Below are 15,208 nucleotides of genomic sequence, written 5' to 3'. Positions count from 1 at the left end.
CCCCGAGTATGAGCGCCCGATGGATCATTTCCACCCCCGCGCACAGCATGTGGACGGGGGTGGTGACGAGGCCGTACAGACCATGGGGGCTACAGGGTCCGCAGCAGCACCGCAGGATGCTCCACGCAGTCCGCCACATACCTGAGGAAACCACCCGCCGTGCCGCCGTCGCACACCCGGTGGTCGAAGGTGAACGAGAGCTGCACGACCTGCCGCACCGCCAGCTCGCCCTCGTGCACCCAGGGCTTGGGGACGATCCGGCCGACGCCGAGCATGGCCGCCTCGGGGTGGTTGATGATCGGCGTGGAGCCGTCGACGCCGAACACTCCGTAGTTGTTCAACGTGAAGGTCCCGCCGGTGAGTTCCGCCGGGGTGAGCGTCCCGGTCCGGGCCGCCTCGGTGAGCCGGGCGAACTCCGCGCTCAGCGACTCCGCGTCCCGCGTGTGCGCGTCCTTCACCACCGGCACGACGAGCCCCCGCTCGGTCTGCGCCGCGAACCCGAGGTGCACCGCGTCGAGCCGTACGACCTCCCGGGCGTCCATGTCGACGGTGGAGTTGAGCTCGGGGAAGCGGGCCAGCGCGGCGGTGCAGATGCGGGCGAGGAGGGCGAGGAGGGAGATCTTCGGCCCACCGGCCTCGTTCATCCGCACGCGCGCGTGCAGCAGTTCCGTGGCGTCGGCGTCCACCCAGCAGGTCGCGTCGGGGATCTCGCGCCGACTCCGGGAGAGCTTGTCGGCGACGGCACCGCGGACGCCCTTGAGGGGGATGCGGGTGCCACGCGCGCGCGTGGGCGCAGACGTCGGGACGGGTTCGGCCGCGGCCGCCGCGGCCTGTGGTGGCCGCGCGACGGTCGAGGCGGACGCGGCGGCCCGCACGGCGTGCTCGACGTCCGCGCGCGTGATCAGCCCGTCGGGACCCGAGCCCGCCAGCTCCCGCAGGTCGAGCCCGTGCTCCCGGGCCAGCCGACGCACGAGCGGGGAGATCACCGGCACAGGGCCGTCGGTCCGGCGCGCAGCGTCAGTACCGACCGTGGCCTCGACCCGCCCCTCGTCCCGTACGGGGTGAGGGGTGACCGTGCCGGACCCGGCGGGCACTGCCGTGACGGCCAGGTCGGCGTCCGGGAGCCCGGCTCGACGGTCTCCAGCCGATCCGGCACCTGCCCTCGCTCCAGAGCCGGAACCGGAGCCGGAGCCGCCTCCGGCAGCATCCGCGCCGCCGAGCCGTCCCGAGCCCGGCCGCCCGCCGTCGGACCCACGCGGTGACCGACGTCCCGGAGCGGCCCCGGCCGCGGGCGGACGCAGCCTCCCGCGCCGTGCCGGAGGCGCCTGCGTGCCGTAGCCCACGAGCACGTTCCCGGAGCCCTCGTCCTCGCCGCCGGAAGCCGGCGTACCGGAAGCATGCGCTCCGGAGGCCGGTGCGCCGGAAGCCAGTGCTCCGGAGGCGGGTGTTCCCACCGCGACCGTCAGCAGCGGGGAGCCGACGGGCAGTTCGGTGCCCTCTTCGCCGTAGCGGGCCGTGACCACGCCGCCGTACGGGCAGGGGACCTCGACCATCGCCTTGGCCGTCTCGACCTCGACGACCGGTTGGTCGACGGCGACGACATCGCCGACCTGGACGAGCCAGCGGACGATCTCGGCCTCGGTGAGCCCCTCACCGAGGTCGGGCAGCTTGAATTCCAGGACCTGGGCCATCAGCTCTGTGCCTCCCACTGCAGCCGCGCCACCGCGTCCAGGATCCGGTCGACGCCGGGCAGATGGTGGCGCTCCAGCATCGGCGGCGGATACGGGATGTCGAACCCGGCCACGCGCAGCACCGGCGCCTCCAGATAGTGGAAGCACCGCTCGGTGACCCGCGCGGCGATCTCCCCGCCGGGCCCGCCGAAACTGCCCGACTCGTGTACGACGACGGCCCGGCCGGTGCGTCGTACGGACGCGGAGACCGTCTCGTCGTCGAACGGCACCAGGGAGCGCAGGTCGACGACTTCGAGGTCCCAGCCCTCGTCCCGTGCCGCCTCGGCGGCCTCCAGGCAGACGGGCACCGACGGCCCGTACGTGATGAGCGTGGCGCTGTGGCCGTGGCGCCGCACGACCGCGCGGCCGATCGGGTCCACGGCCTGCGGCTCGTCGGGGTTCCAGGTGTCCTTCGACCAGTACAGGCGCTTGGGTTCGAGGAAGACCACCGGGTCGTCGGAGGCGATGGCCGCGCGCAGCAGCCCGTACGCGTCGGCGACCGTCGCGGGAGTGACGACGTGGAGCCCCGGAGTCGCCATGTAGTAGGCCTCGGAGGAGTCGCTGTGGTGCTCGACGCCGCCGATGCCGCCCCCGTAGGGCACACGCACGGTGATGGGCAGCGGCATCGCCCCACGCGTGCGGTTGCGCATGCGTGCCACGTGCGAGATCAACTGCTCGAAGGCCGGGTAGGCGAAGGCGTCGAACTGCATCTCCACGACCGGCCTGAGCCCGTACATGGCCATGCCGACGGCCGTGCCGAGGATGCCCGCCTCGGCGAGCGGCGTGTCCGTGACACGGCCCTCGCCGAACTCCTTGGCGAGCCCGTCGGTGACGCGGAAGACGCCGCCGAGGGCACCGACGTCCTCGCCCATGACGTGCACGGTCGGGTCGTCGGCCATCGCGTCCCGCAGGGCGCGCCCGAGGGCCTGCGCCATGGTGGCCGGCTTCACCGCGACGGTGGTCATCGCGCCGCCCCTTCCGACTCGTCCTCGGTCCCGCTCTCGTGGTGGCGTGCCTCGGCGTCCAGCTCGGCCCGCAACTGCGCCTCCTGTTCCAGGAGTTGTGTCGTGGGCTGGGTGTAGACGTGCGCGAAGAGGTCCATGGGGTCGAGCGCCGGGTCCTGGTTCATGCGCTCGCGCAGGTCCGCGGCCATCGCCTCGGCGTCCTCGCGCGCGGCGCGCGTCCCGGCCTCGTCGAGCAGTCCGCGCTCGGTCAGCTCGTGCTCCAGGAGGGCGATCGGGTCGTGCGCGCGCCAGGCCTCGACCTCGGAGTCGCCGCGGTAGCGCTTGTCGTCGTCGGCGTTCGTGTGCGCCTCCATGCGGTACGTGACCGCCTCCACGAGCGTCGGACCGCCACCCGCGCGCGCGTGGGCGATGGCGTCGCCGAGGACCTCGTACACGGCGGCGGCGTCGTTGCCGTCGACCAGGCGGCCGGGCATCCCGTAGCCGACGGCCTTGTGGGCCAGTGACGGGGCGGCGGTCTGCTTGGCGAGCGGGACGGAGATCGCGAAGCCGTTGTTCTGTACGAGGAAGACGACCGGGGCCTGCCAGACGGCGGCGAAGTTCAGCGCTTCGTGGAAGTCGCCCTCGCTGGTGCCGCCGTCGCCGACCAGGGCGAGCGCGACCACGTCGTCGCCCTTGAGGCGGGCGGCGTGCGCGAGGCCCACGGCGTGCGGGAGCTGGGTCGCGAGCGGCGTGCACAGGGGCGCGATCCGGTGCTCGTGGGGGTCGTAGCCGGTGTGCCAGTCGCCGCGCAGGAGGGTCAGGGCCTGGACGGGGTCGAGGCCGCGGGCGACGGCGGCGAGCGTGTCGCGGTAGCTGGGGAAGAGCCAGTCGCGCTCTCGCAGGACGAGCGCGGCGGCGACCTGGCAGGCCTCCTGGCCGGTGGAGGAGGGGTAGACGGCGAGGCGGCCCTGCTTGGTGAGGGCCGTGGCCTGCGCGTTGTAACGGCGGCCGCGCACCAGCTCCGCGTACAGCCGGCGCAGGAGCTCCGGGTCGACCCGCTCGGCCGCGTCGGTGCCGAGGACGCGGTGGGGCAGCGCGTCGGGCAGCAGCGGCGCGGGGTCGGTGCGGGGCTGCCAGGCGGGCGGCGGGGTCGGCCGGTATGCGCCTCGCTGCTCCATGACCGTCATGTCGGCACCTCCTCGTCGGGGCGGCTTCGAGAGGCGTGCCGAGAGTGACGCGCCTCACCTACCGATTGTTCGGTCGTCGGCACATTTTGGCTACAGGCACCTCCAGGCTGTGGACAAACGGTTCTCCACAGCCTGAGATGGACGCAGTACGTCCATGGTAGGGAGGCGGGGGGACATGGCACCTGAACAAATGGCCGAAGGGCCGGATGCCGGATCCTCGCTGCCGCCCCCGCGCCCGCTCGACGCCATCGATCAGGACATCCTCAAGATGCTCCAGGCGGACGGCCGCGCCTCGATACGGTCCGTGGCCGAGCGCGTCCATGTCTCGCGCGCGAACGCCTACGCGCGCATCAACCGCCTCATCGAGGACGGCGTGATCCGCGGCTTCGGGGCCCGCGTCAACCACGAGCGCGCGGGGCACGGCACATCGGCGTACATCACTCTCAAGATCGTGCAGAACTCCTGGCGCACCGTGCGCGAGCAGCTGACGGCGCTTCCGGGGGCCTCCCACATCGCGCTGGTGGGCGGGGACTTCGACGTCCTGCTCCTGGTGCACTCGCCCGACAACAGGGCACTGCGCGAACTGGTGCTCACCCGGCTCCAGGCCATCCCCGAGGTGCTCAGCACGCGCACCCTGCTGGTGTTCGAGGAGGAGGACCTGGAGCCGCAGGCGTGACCTGCGCCTTTGGCGGCTTCGGGCTCTTCCCGCGCCTCAGTCCTCCTGCCGGAGTCCCCCGAAGACCAGCCGCACCACCGCGTCGGCGACCTCGCGCTCGCCCATGCCCCGCCCGTCGGGGCGGTACCACTCGACGATCGAGTTGATCATCCCGAAGACCAGCCGCGTCGCGAGCCGGAACTCCACGTCGCCGCGTACGTCCCCGTCGGCGGCGGCCGCCCTCAGGAGCTCGGCCACCCGGTGGTCGAAGTCCCGGCGCCGCTCCAGGGCCCACCGCTCGGCGTCGGTGTTGCCGCGCACACGCAGCAGCAGCGTCACGTACGGCAGCTCGGAGGTGAGGACCTCGACCATGCGCCGGGTGACGTACTCCAGGCGCTCCACGGCACGCCCCACGCGCGCGTGCTCCTCGTCGAGGATCCCGAAGAGGCCGTCGAGCGCCCGGCTGACGGCCCGGCGCAGCAGCTCCTCCTTGCCGGTGACGTGGTGGTATATCGACGACTTGGAGATGCCGGCCGCCTTGGAGAGGTGCTCCATGGAGGTGCCGTCGTAGCCGCGCTCGTTGAAGACCCGCACGGCCACGGAGAGCAGCGTCTCGGGGGTGTAGGTGTCGCGCTTGGCGGTGGTCATGGGGTGCCCTCCCGCTTCTCGGAGGCGTACGCGTGGCGGTAGAGCGCGAGGGACGGCGCGTAACGCCCCGAGGGGTCGCGCATGTGCAGGTCGTCCAGGACGTCGTAGGCCCAGCTCCTGCCCAGCCGACGGCTCCACTCGAAGGGGCCCAGGGGGTAGTTGACGCCCAGGCGCATCGCCGTGTCGATGTCCTCCTCGGTGGCCACGCCCTTGGCGACGGCGTCGTGCGCCAGGTCGACGATGCGGGCCACCGTGCGGGCGACGATCAGACCGGGCACGTCCCCGATGACGCTGACGTCCTTGCCGAGCGCCTGGAAGAGCCCGGTGGCCTCGGCGAGGGTCTGGGTCTGCGTGTCCTGCGAGTGGGACAGGGCGATCCGGGTCGCCCGGCGGTAGTCGAGCGCCAGGTCGAAGTAGACGACGTCACGGAACTCGACGGCGGTCTGGCCGTCCGCGAGGGCCAGCTGGCCGCCGCTCGGCAGCACCAGCCGGGTGCCGTGGTCCTCCTCGTCCTCACGGACCTGGATGCCCGCCTCGCGGATCAGCGCGAGCAGCTCGGACGCGGGGCCCAGATCGCCCTCGGCGACGACGTACGCGGGCGGCTGGACCTTCTCCGCGGTGTGCGGCTCGGGCCGCTCGCCCTCGTCCCCGTAGTCGAACCAGCCGTGCCCCGACTTGCGGCCGTGCCGGCCCGACTCGACGAGTCTGCGCTGGGCCAGCGAGGGGGTGAACCGCACGTCCTGAAAGAAGGCCTCCCACACGGAGCGCGTGACGGACTCGTTGACGTCCTGGCCGATGAGGTCGGTCAGTTCGAAGGCGCCCATCTTGAAGCCGCCCGACTCGCGCAGGACCGCGTCGATCGTGGCGGGATCGGCGGCCTGGGCCTCGTAGACCGCGAAGGCCTCGGCGTAGAAGGGCCGCGCGATGCGGTTGACGATGAAGCCCGGGGTGTCGGCGCAGGCGACCGGGGTCTTCCCCCAGGCGCGGGCCATCTCGTACGCGCGCGTGGCCGACGTGACGTCGGTCGCGAACCCGGAGACGACCTCCACCAGGGGCAGCAGCGGCGCAGGGTTGAAGAAGTGCAGCCCCACGAAGCGGCCGGGGTTGCGCAGGGCGCCACCGATCGCGGTCACCGACAGGGAGGAGGTGTTGGTGGCGAGCAGGCAGTCGTCGTCGACGATGTCCTCCAGCTCGCGCAGCAGCTGCTGTTTGACGTCCAGGCGCTCCAGGACGGCCTCGACGACCAGGCCCGAGTCGGCGAGGTCGGAGAGGCTCTCAGCGGGGCGCAGACGGGCGCGTGCGGCGTCCCGCTCGGCGCCGGTCAGCCGGTCCTTCTCGACGAGCCGGTCGAGGCGGGCGGCGATCGCTTCGGCCGCGGCCGGGGCACGGCCCGGCACGGCGTCGTACAGCCGCACGAGGTGGCCCGCGACGAGCGCGACCTGAGCGATGCCCTGGCCCATGGTGCCGGTACCGACGACGGCCACAGGGCCGGCGAGGTCGAGTGCTGTCATGCTCGCGATCCTCCCGCACGGGGTTGTCCACAGGTTCAGCGGACCCCCTTGTCCCGACCGATCGTTCGGTTACTCTAACTCTGTCCGCCCACCCGTCGCCCACCACCACCCTGACCGAGGCGCTTCGCGCCACACCTCTTGATTCCATCCTGCCCAGGTCGCGAGCTCGACGCAGAGCTCATGAGACGAGGAGTTGGTCCCTCATGGCCGCCGAACTCACCGCGCACCAGCTGATCGCCCAGCACCGGCCCACCCTCGACCAGGCGCTGGAAGCGATCCGCACGCGCGCGTACTGGTCGCCCCACCCCGAGCACCCCAAGGCGTACGGGGAGAACGGCAGCCTGGGAGCGCCAGCGGGCAAGGCCGCCTTCGACGCCCTCCTGGGCGGCCGCCTCGACCTCGGGCAGCCCGGCACCGACGACTGGGTGGGCGGCGAGGTCTCTCCGTACGGAATCGAGTTGGGGGTGACCTACCCGCACGCGGACGTCGACACCCTGCTGCCCGCCATGCGCGCGGGGCAGCGCGCGTGGCGCGACGCCGGCGCGGAGATGCGCGCGGTGGTGTGCCTGGAGATCCTCAAGCGGATCAGCGACCGCACGCACGAGTTCGCGCACGCGGTCATGCACACCAGCGGCCAGGCCTTCATGATGGCGTTCCAGGCGGGCGGACCGCACGCGCAGGACCGCGGCCTGGAAGCGGTGGCGTACGCGTACGTGGAGCAGGTCCGCACCCCCGACAACGCGGAGTGGACGAAGCCCCAGGGCAAGCGCGACCCGCTCGCGCTGACCAAGCGGTTCACGCCGGTGCCGCGTGGCATCGCGCTGCTGATCGGCTGCAACACCTTCCCGACGTGGAACGGCTATCCGGGCCTGTTCGCGTCCCTCGCCACCGGCAACGCGGTCCTCGTGAAGCCCCACCCGCGCGCGGTGCTGCCGCTCGCGCTCACCGTCCAGGTGGCCCGCGAGGTGCTCTCCGAGGCCGGCTTCGACCCGAACCTGGTGGCGCTGGCCGCCGAGCGTCCCGGCGAGGGCATCGCCAAGACCCTGGCGACACGCCCGGAGATCCGGATCATCGACTACACGGGATCGACGGCGTTCGGCGACTGGCTGGAGGCCAACGCCCGCCAGGCGCAGGTCTACACGGAGAAGGCCGGCGTCAACACGGTGATCGTGGACTCGACCGACAACTACAAGGGGATGCTGTCGAACCTCGCCTTCTCCTTGTCCCTCTACAGCGGCCAGATGTGCACGACGCCGCAGAACCTCCTCATCCCCCGCGACGGCATCCGTACGGAGGAGGGCCCCCGGTCGTACGACGAGGTGGTCGCCGACCTCGCCAGGTCGGTCGGCGGACTCCTCGGGGACGACGCCCGGGCGAACGGCCTGCTGGGCGCGATCGTGAACCCCGACGTGAAGGCCCGTCTGGAGGCGGCCGCCGGGCTCGGCGAGGTCGCCCTGGCCTCACGGGAGATCGCCAACCCCGAGTTCCCGGACGCGGTCGTGCGCACCCCGGTGATCGTGAAGCTCGACGGCGCCAAGCCGGACGACCAGGCCGCGTTCATGAACGAGTGTTTCGGCCCCGTCTCCTTCGCCGTCGCGGTCGACTCGGCGGCCGACGCCGTGGCACTGCTGCGGCGGACCATCGCCGGCAAGGGCGCGATGACGGTGGGCGCGTACACGACCTCGGAGGAGGTCGAAGAGGCCGTCCAGGAGGCCTGCCTGGAGGAGTGCGCCCAGCTCTCGCTCAACCTGACCGGCGGGGTCTACGTCAACCAGACCGCCGCCTTCTCGGACTTCCACGGCTCGGGCGGCAACCCGGCGGCGAACGCCGCGCTGTGCGACGGGGCGTTCGTGGCCAACCGGTTCCGGGTGGTGGAGGTACGCCGGGAGGCGTAGGCAGCCCCCAAAGGGGCGCGGGGAACTGCGCGACCAGCCACAGCCGACCCGCAGTGATACGACTACGAGGCACTCCAGTGGAACAGCGCCATCGCCACGCTGGTGGCGAGGTTGTAGCTGGACACCTGGGGTCGCATCGGCAGCGAGACCAAGTGGTCCGTGCGGGCGCGCAGTTCGCCGGACAACCCGCTGCGCTCGGAGCCGAAGGCGAGAACCGCGTCGTCCGGGAGCTTCAGCGACCGGATGTCCTCGCCCTCCGGGTCGAGGGCGAACACCGGGTCGGCGGGCAACTCGTCCACGGTCAGTCGCTCGACGGCCGTGGCGAAGTGCAGGCCCGCCCCGGCGCGTACCACCGTGGGATGCCACGGATCGAGTGTGCCGGTCGTGACGACCCCCGTGGCGCCGAAGCCGGCCGCGAGCCGGATCACGGCGCCCGCGTTGCCGAGGTTGCGCGGCTGGTCGAGGACGACCACGGGCGCGGTGCGGGGTGTGCGGGCCAGCGCCCGCAGGTTCGCGTCGCGCCCGGGACGTACCGCCAGGGCGGCCACGGTGGTGGGGTGCGGGCGCGGCACGAGGGCTTCGTACGCGGCCTGCGGGACCTCGGTCAGGAGGGCGTCCAGCGTGTCCCGTACGTCCGGGGCCAGGTCGTCGGCGAGGGCGAGCGCGGCCCGCCGGTCGGCGGTGACCGCCACCGGGATCTCGGCCCCGAAGCGCACGGCGTGCTTGAGGGCGTGGAAGCCGTCGAGCAGCACGGCGGTGCCGGCGAGCCGACGCCAGGCGCTCACGGGGTCCGGGTCGCGGGAGCCGACAGGATCGAGGTCGCGGGGGTCGACGGGGTCGAGGTCGCGGGAGCCGTCCGTCATGCGGTGAAGCCTACGGGCGGGTGGTCGGCCGTCTCCGGGGTGCGCGGGGGCTCCTTGCGGGGCCGCGGGATCGTACGCGTAGGGCCTATGCGCGAAAACAGGCCCTCACGCGCGCGTGCCGCCCGTCCGCCCACGCGGCGCAGGAAGGACGTCGGGAGGAACACGGCGTCGGCGGCGATCATCGCGAGCGAGAAGAACGGCAGGCCCAGGACGACGGCGATCACGGCGTGCTCGGTCATCATCGCGGCCAGCAGGACGTTCTTCGCCCGCCGGTTGAACAGCGTGAAGGGGAAGGCGACCTGCACGATCACCGTCCCGTACGTCACCAGCATCACCATCGTGCCGCTCGCGGACAGCAGGTCGGACAGGGCGGGCCAGGGGGAGAAGTAGTCCAGGTGGAGCGGGTAGTAGACGGCGGTGCCGTCCTGCCAGCGCGAGCCCTGGATCTTGTACCAGCCCGCGGTCGCGTAGATCAGACACGCCTCGGCCATGATCACGAAGAGGGCCGCGTTGTGGACGAGATTGGCGACGACGTCGAGGAAGATGCGGGGCTGGACACTCCGGGCGTACCGGCCGGCCAGCCACCACAGGCCCTGTATGGCCCAGAGCCCCCAGTAGACCGCCCGCCAGCCGCCGAGGAAGCCGCCGTCGATCTTCCCCGCGAGCGTGGCGGCGGCCAGGGCGAGGCCGAGCACCGTCCAGAGGGCGGGACCGACCCTGTCCGGGCCTATCGCACCAACCCTGTCCGGGCCCGCCGCACCAACCCTGTCCGGGCCCGCCGCACCAACCCTGTCCGGGCCCGTCGCACCGACCCTGTCCGGGGCCATTGCACCGACCGTGCCCGGGGCCACTACGCCGACCGTGTCCGAGCCCAATCGTGCTCCACGCGCGCGTGCGTCCCTGGCTCGGCGTTCCCGGCGCTGCCGCCGCTCCCGCCGCTCGTCCAGCGACCAGACCTGGCCGCAGCGCGTGAGCACGAGGTAGATCGCCATGAGGTGGATGACGTTGTCGCCGCCGTCCCCCATGAAGACGCTGCGGTTCTGCAGGGAGAGCACGCCGATCATGAACAGCACGGACATGGTGCGGGTGCGCCAGCCGAGCATCAGCAGGGCACTGGACAGCAGGGCGAGCGCGTAGACGATCCCGAACCAGACCTGGCCGTCGGCCCACATCAGGGCCGTGAAGGCGTGGTTGCTCCCGATGAGCTGCTGGGCGAGGTCCCAGCTCCAGGGGCCGTCGGGCCCGTACATCTCCTCGCGGTGCGGGAACTCCCGCAGCAGGAACAGCAGCCAGGTCCCGGCGAAGCCGATGCGGATCACGGCGCTCTGGTAGGGGCCGAGGGCCTCGCCGGTGACGCGCGTGATGGCGTGCGTGAGGGTCCGGTCGACGCGGTACTTCCGGTCGAACCGGCTTATCCGTCCGGCGAGCCGCTCACCGCCGGGACCGCCCGGCGGTCGCCCACCACCGGGACTGCCCGGCGGGTTGGGCCTGGGGCTAGGAGTGGGGCTCGGGTTGGGGTTGGACCGGGGGTTCGGATTGGGCTGGGGGTCGTGGTTGTCCGTCGGGTTGTGGTCGAGGCCGCTCATCGGGCGCTCGCCTCCGTCCCCGTGGACCGCGCGGGCCGTGTCCCGGCCGCTCGGTCGGTCTCCGTGACCGGCCACCAGGGCAACTGGCGGACGATGGGTTTGTCGGACACCTGCTCCTGGCTCCACTTCGGCGGCGGCACATTGGTCGTACGGGAGCGGACCTGGACCTGTTGCACGACCGCGCCCCGGCCGCCCGCCTGCTCACGGTCGAGGCGCAGGACCACGATGCGGCGCAGATAGCGCTCGGAGAGGGCACCGCGCAGGCCGTTCGGACTGTTGGCGTTGTCGTGCGTGGCCACGAAGAAGTCCCAGGCCCGGCGCAGCTCGTTCTGCTGGGTGTGGCTGGGCAGCAGATTGCCGTCGATGGCGGCACCGTCCCGCGCGGAGAGGTCGTACCAGCGGGTCGTCCTGATCTCGCCCTCCGAATCCCGCACCTCGGCGCGCACCTGGACCGCGATGTTCTGCTGCAGCGGGTTGGGGGCGAAGAGCTTCCAGTTCTGCTCGAACTCGGGGTAGACCCACTCGTCGATCACCTGCCCGTGCTGCTTGGAGGCCGTGTTCGAGGGCGCGACGTGCAGGAACACCATGCCGACGTGCACACAGGCGGCGACCGCGACGACCGCGAGCGCGAGCGCCGCGGCGACCTGGTAGGGGACGGAGAGAGCGGCGATGCCGGTGGGAGGAGTGGGCCCGGCGGGAGCTGTGTCGTCGTAGTACTGCGCGGGGCCCGCGTACTGCTCGGGGACCACAAAACCGCCCTGGGTTCCGTGACCGCCTGAGGTCTCGTGCCCCTCTGAGGTGTCGTGACCGCCTGAAGCCTCATGACCGCCTGAGGCCTCATGACCGCCTGAGGCCTCGTGACCGTCCGGCGGAGGGTTGTCAGAGGCAGGTGCGGTGGGTGTGGGGGCTGCGGCGGGTGTGGAGGCTGCGGGCTCGCCCGGCGCGGGCCGGGCGTTCGAGCCCTTGTCGTACGCGTCCATTCCGCCCCGTTCCCGAAGTCTGTCCGATTCCCGTCGCCCGCCCCGCGGCGGTCGTTCCGGAACGGTACTCAGGCCCACCCGCCCAGCACAGCCCCATGGGTCACAGCGGCCACGAGGTTATCCGCAGCGATTGCCACCTTACGACCCTCGCCCACCCTCGAATCGAACATCCCGACCGGCGTCAACGATCCCGGAGGAGTGAGGTGGACCGGCCTGCCCACCTCACTCCTCCGGGACCGGCGGCCCGCACCGTTCCCTTCTTGTAGAACCTGTTCTATCTTGACGCTCCGTCAGATCAGCGGACCCGCCGGAAGGACAAGGCCGTGGACTTCACCTTCACCGAGGAGCAGCAGGCGGCCGTGGAGGCGGCGAGGGCGGTGTTCGCCGGGGTCGCGCCGGACGGTGTGCCGAGTCCCGCGCTCACCACCGGCGCCGTCGCAGACGACTTCGACCGTGCACTGTGGGCGAGGCTCGCCGACGCGGACCTGCTGAGCCTGCTGCTCGACACCCGCCACGGCGGCGCGGGCCTGGACGCCATCGCGCTCTGCCTGGTGCTGCGCGAGTCCGCGAAGGTGCTCGCGCGGGTGCCCTTGCTGGAGAGCACCGCGGCCGCGGTGGCCGTACAGACGTACGGCGGCGAGGAGCTGAAGGCGGATCTGCTCGACCGAGCCGGCCGCGGTGAGCTGGTCCTGACGGTCGCCGCGAACGGCCGCACCGGCCACGACGGCGCCGAACTCGCCGTGACCGCACGGCCGGAGGGCGACGTGTGGGTGCTGGACGGGGTACAGACGGCCGTCCCCTGGGCTCAGAACGCCGACTTCGTCCTCGTACCCGCGCTGAGCACCGACTCGGGCCGCTCCGTGCTCGCTCTTGTCCCCCGCGTCCACGAAGGCACGCTGCTCGCCGAGCAGTTCTCGACGACGGGCGAGCGGCTCGGCGAACTCCGGCTGGATTCCGTACGCGTTCCCGCCCGTGACGTCATCGACGCCGACGGAGCCTGGGAGTGGCTGCGTGGCCTGCTTGCCACCGGAACCTGCGCGCTGGCGCTCGGACTGGGTGAGGGAGTACTCGGGATGACGAGTGAATACACCAGCAAGCGGGAGCAGTTCGGGTTCCCGGTCGCCACGTTCCAGGCCGTGGCCGTGCAGGCCGCCGACCGTTACATCGACTTGCGCGCGATGGAGGCGACCCTCTGGCAAGCGGCCTGGCGGATCAGCGCGGGGGCGTGCGGGGCGCTGCCCGCGTCCGGTGACATCGCCGTCGCCAAGATCTGGGCCTCCGAGGGCGTACGCCGTGTCGTGCAGACCGCGCAGCACCTGCACGGCGGCTTCGGCGCGGACACCGACTATCCCCTGCACCGGTACCACGCCTGGGCCAAACACCTGGAACTCTCGCTCGGCCCGGCCGCGGCACATGAGGAGGCGCTGGGCGACCTGCTGGCGGCGCATCCCTTGGGATGAGCACGGCTCTGGGACGAACCCGAGGCTCCGGGATGAGCGCGCGGCATTGTGACGAACCAAGGCTCCGGGATGAGCGCGCGGCATCGTGACGAACCAAAGCACCGGGATGAGCGAGGGGCCTTGAGACGAACCAAAGCACCGGGATGAGCGAGGGGGCCTTGAGACAGGCGGGCGGCCAGGAAACCCGGCCGCCCCGGGTCGGCTAAAGCACGAACCCCGACTGCCCCTCCGCGTTCACCACAGGACGGCCCGCGGCCGCCCAGACCTGCATGCCGCCGTCGACGTTCACCGCGTCGACGCCCTGCTGGACCAGGTACATCGCGACCTGTGCCGAACGGCCACCGGAGCGGCAGATCACATGGACCCTGCCGTCCTGCGGCGCCGCCTCGGTCAGCTCGCCGTAGCGTGCGACGAAATCACTGATGGGGATGTGCAGTGCCCCTTCGGCGTGACCCGCCTGCCACTCGTCGTCCTCCCGGACGTCCAGCAGGAAGTCACCGTCCGCGAGATCCACGACCTCGACCGTGGGCACACCAGCTCCGAAACTCATACCCCGACGCTACCCGACCGGGCCGCTCCGCAACTCGGCCCGGTGTACGCGGACGGACGCCACCGGTCCAGGGCGGACGCCACCGGAAGCCTGCTCTCAGGCGCCGCTGCCGAGCAGGCCCGCCAGCTCGGCCTCCCGCTCGCTCACCTGCGTCAGCAGCTGCTCGGCGATCTCCTCCAGCAGCCGGTCGGGATCGTCCGGCGCGATCTTGAGCATCGCGCCGATCGCGCTCTCCTCCAGGTCGCGGGCCACGAGGGCAAGCAATTCCTTGCGCTGGGCGAGCCATTCGAGGCGTGCGTAGAGCTCCTCGCTGCGGCTCGGGCGCCACTCCTCGGACACGGGACCGGCGGCCCACTCCTCGGACAGCTCCCGGAGCAGGGCCTCGTCCCCACGGCCGTACGCCGCGTTGACCCGGGAGATGAACTCGTCGCGCCGCGCGCGCTCCGTGTCGTCCTGCGCCAGGTCGGGGTGCGCCTTGCGGACCAGCTCCCGGTAGAGCTTGCGGGCCTCGTCGCTCGGCCGGACCCGCTGCGGCGGCCGTACCGGCTGCTCGGTCAGCATGGCCGCCGCCTCCGGGGACAGCCCGTCCGAGTCGAGCCAGTCGTGGAACAACTCCTCGATCCCCGGCATCGGCATGACACGGGCACGCGCCTCCTGTGCCTTGAGCACGTCCTCCGGGTCGCCGGTGCTCGCGGCCCGCGCCTCGGCGATCTGCGCCTCCAACTCGTCGAGCCGCGAGTACATCGGCCCGAGTTTCTGGTGGTGCAGCCGGGAGAAGTTCTCCACCTCGACCCGGAAGGTCTCCACCGCGATCTCGAACTCGATCAACGCCTGCTCGGCCGCCCGCACGGCCCGCTCCAGCCGCTCCTCGGGCCGCGCCTGCTCCTGCTCCTGCCCTTCACCGCCGGCACCACCCGCGGACGCGTCACCCGCGGACGTGTCACCCACGGACGTGTCACCCACCGCGGGGCCGTCCGTCGCGGGGCCGTCCGCCGTCTGGTCACCTGCGGCCGGTCCGCCCACCGTCCCGTCGACCGCCGCCTCGTCACCCACCTCTGGGCCGTCCGCCGTCCCGACGCTCGCCGCCGAACCGTCCGCGGACGCCTCACCTCCGGCCGCGTCCGACAGCGGCGCGTCGGCACCGGACCGGGAACCCGAACCGGCCCCCGACCCGGCGGATGCCTCATGGGACGGCTCGG

Annotated in this window: 13 protein-coding genes; 3 read left to right on the top strand and 10 right to left on the bottom strand. The window is 72.2% G+C overall.

Annotated elements, in window-relative coordinates; genetic code table 11:
- Positions 1–89: 89 nt before the first annotated feature.
- Genes OHA11_RS23415 through pdhA form a run of 3 tightly spaced genes read right to left on the bottom strand, consistent with a single transcriptional unit; the run spans position 90 to position 3,861 of the window.
- Positions 90–1,691 carry a dihydrolipoamide acetyltransferase family protein gene (locus OHA11_RS23415; RefSeq protein WP_266507400.1) on the bottom strand — a complete coding sequence of 534 codons (1,602 nt, stop codon included), beginning with the start codon at positions 1,689–1,691 and terminating at the stop codon, positions 90–92.
- The gene (locus OHA11_RS23410; RefSeq protein WP_266499325.1) at positions 1,691–2,695 is read right to left on the bottom strand and encodes an alpha-ketoacid dehydrogenase subunit beta; all 1,005 of its coding nucleotides are present in this window, start codon (positions 2,693–2,695) and stop codon (positions 1,691–1,693) included. The genes OHA11_RS23415 and OHA11_RS23410 overlap by 1 nt, the downstream gene beginning before the upstream one ends.
- Positions 2,692–3,861 carry a pyruvate dehydrogenase (acetyl-transferring) E1 component subunit alpha gene (gene pdhA, locus OHA11_RS23405; RefSeq protein WP_266499324.1) on the bottom strand — a complete coding sequence of 390 codons (1,170 nt, stop codon included), beginning with the start codon at positions 3,859–3,861 and terminating at the stop codon, positions 2,692–2,694. The genes OHA11_RS23410 and pdhA overlap by 4 nt, the downstream gene beginning before the upstream one ends.
- 190 nt (positions 3,862–4,051) lie before the next feature.
- Here pdhA and OHA11_RS23400 point away from each other — a divergent pair, with 190 nt between their 5' ends.
- The gene (locus tag OHA11_RS23400; protein WP_266507398.1) at positions 4,052–4,537 is read left to right on the top strand and encodes an Lrp/AsnC family transcriptional regulator; all 486 of its coding nucleotides are present in this window, start codon (positions 4,052–4,054) and stop codon (positions 4,535–4,537) included.
- Between the two features lie 36 nt (positions 4,538–4,573).
- On the opposite strand, the gene OHA11_RS23395 is transcribed toward OHA11_RS23400, so the two are convergent.
- Both OHA11_RS23395 and OHA11_RS23390 read right to left on the bottom strand, forming a co-directional pair.
- Positions 4,574–5,164, bottom strand: coding sequence for a TetR/AcrR family transcriptional regulator (locus OHA11_RS23395; RefSeq protein ID WP_266499321.1), 591 nt, complete (start codon positions 5,162–5,164; stop codon positions 4,574–4,576).
- Positions 5,161–6,675 (bottom strand): 3-hydroxyacyl-CoA dehydrogenase, encoded by a 1,515-nt coding sequence (locus OHA11_RS23390; protein ID WP_266499320.1) that lies wholly within the window; start codon positions 6,673–6,675, stop codon positions 5,161–5,163. Before OHA11_RS23390 ends, OHA11_RS23395 begins: the two co-directional genes overlap by 4 nt.
- Positions 6,676–6,878: 203 nt before the next feature.
- Here OHA11_RS23390 and paaN point away from each other — a divergent pair, with 203 nt between their 5' ends.
- On the top strand, positions 6,879–8,570 hold the full coding sequence (gene paaN / locus OHA11_RS23385; protein ID WP_266499318.1) for a phenylacetic acid degradation protein PaaN: 1,692 nt from the start codon (positions 6,879–6,881) through the stop codon (positions 8,568–8,570).
- A 62-nt stretch (positions 8,571–8,632) separates the two neighbouring features.
- Here paaN and OHA11_RS23380 read toward each other — a convergent pair whose 3' ends face one another.
- Genes OHA11_RS23380 through OHA11_RS23370 form a run of 3 tightly spaced genes read right to left on the bottom strand, consistent with a single transcriptional unit; the run spans position 8,633 to position 11,999 of the window.
- Entirely contained in the window at positions 8,633–9,433 is an 801-nt protein-coding gene (locus tag OHA11_RS23380; RefSeq protein ID WP_266499317.1) for an RNA methyltransferase, read from the bottom strand.
- A complete protein-coding gene (locus OHA11_RS23375) occupies positions 9,430–11,019 on the bottom strand; it encodes an HTTM domain-containing protein (protein ID WP_266499315.1) in 1,590 nt (529 codons plus the stop codon). The genes OHA11_RS23380 and OHA11_RS23375 overlap by 4 nt, the downstream gene beginning before the upstream one ends.
- Positions 11,016–11,999 carry a DUF5819 family protein gene (locus OHA11_RS23370; protein WP_266499314.1) on the bottom strand — a complete coding sequence of 328 codons (984 nt, stop codon included), beginning with the start codon at positions 11,997–11,999 and terminating at the stop codon, positions 11,016–11,018. Before OHA11_RS23370 ends, OHA11_RS23375 begins: the two co-directional genes overlap by 4 nt.
- Positions 12,000–12,322: 323 nt before the next feature.
- Between OHA11_RS23370 and OHA11_RS23365 the strand changes: the two genes are divergently transcribed.
- Entirely contained in the window at positions 12,323–13,459 is a 1,137-nt protein-coding gene (locus tag OHA11_RS23365) for an acyl-CoA dehydrogenase family protein (RefSeq protein ID WP_266499313.1), read from the top strand.
- A 202-nt stretch (positions 13,460–13,661) separates the two neighbouring features.
- Here the strand turns inward: OHA11_RS23365 and OHA11_RS23360 are convergent, their stop codons facing one another.
- A complete protein-coding gene (locus OHA11_RS23360) occupies positions 13,662–13,991 on the bottom strand; it encodes a rhodanese-like domain-containing protein (RefSeq protein WP_266507396.1) in 330 nt (109 codons plus the stop codon).
- 114 nt (positions 13,992–14,105) lie between these two features.
- Positions 14,106–14,972, bottom strand: a complete 867-nt coding sequence (locus OHA11_RS23355; RefSeq protein WP_266507394.1) for a J domain-containing protein — start codon at positions 14,970–14,972, stop codon at positions 14,106–14,108.
- Positions 14,973–15,208: the final 236 nt, after the last annotated feature.

The organism is Streptomyces sp. NBC_00878, from assembly GCF_026341515.1.
In the GTDB taxonomy this organism is placed as follows: Bacteria; Actinomycetota; Actinomycetes; order Streptomycetales; family Streptomycetaceae; genus Streptomyces.
The sequence above is the reverse complement of the archived record's forward strand: the minus strand, read 5'-3'. Positions and strand labels throughout refer to the sequence as shown.

Bases quoted from the DNA above. Each gene is read 5' to 3' on its own strand.
- paaN (WP_266499318.1), top strand. From the start codon at position 6,879: ATGGCCGCCGAACTCACCGCGCACCAGCTGATCGCCCAGCACCGGCCC.
- OHA11_RS23390 (WP_266499320.1), bottom strand. From the start codon at position 6,675: ATGACAGCACTCGACCTCGCCGGCCCTGTGGCCGTCGTCGGTACCGGC.
- OHA11_RS23395 (WP_266499321.1), bottom strand. From the start codon at position 5,164: ATGACCACCGCCAAGCGCGACACCTACACCCCCGAGACGCTGCTCTCC.
- OHA11_RS23415 (WP_266507400.1), bottom strand. From the start codon at position 1,691: ATGGCCCAGGTCCTGGAATTCAAGCTGCCCGACCTCGGTGAGGGGCTC.
- OHA11_RS23375 (WP_266499315.1), bottom strand. From the start codon at position 11,019: ATGAGCGGCCTCGACCACAACCCGACGGACAACCACGACCCCCAGCCC.
- OHA11_RS23380 (WP_266499317.1), bottom strand. From the start codon at position 9,433: ATGACGGACGGCTCCCGCGACCTCGACCCCGTCGACCCCCGCGACCTC.
- OHA11_RS23400 (WP_266507398.1), top strand. From the start codon at position 4,052: ATGGCCGAAGGGCCGGATGCCGGATCCTCGCTGCCGCCCCCGCGCCCG.
- OHA11_RS23410 (WP_266499325.1), bottom strand. From the start codon at position 2,695: ATGACCACCGTCGCGGTGAAGCCGGCCACCATGGCGCAGGCCCTCGGG.
- pdhA (WP_266499324.1), bottom strand. From the start codon at position 3,861: ATGACGGTCATGGAGCAGCGAGGCGCATACCGGCCGACCCCGCCGCCC.
- OHA11_RS23370 (WP_266499314.1), bottom strand. From the start codon at position 11,999: ATGGACGCGTACGACAAGGGCTCGAACGCCCGGCCCGCGCCGGGCGAG.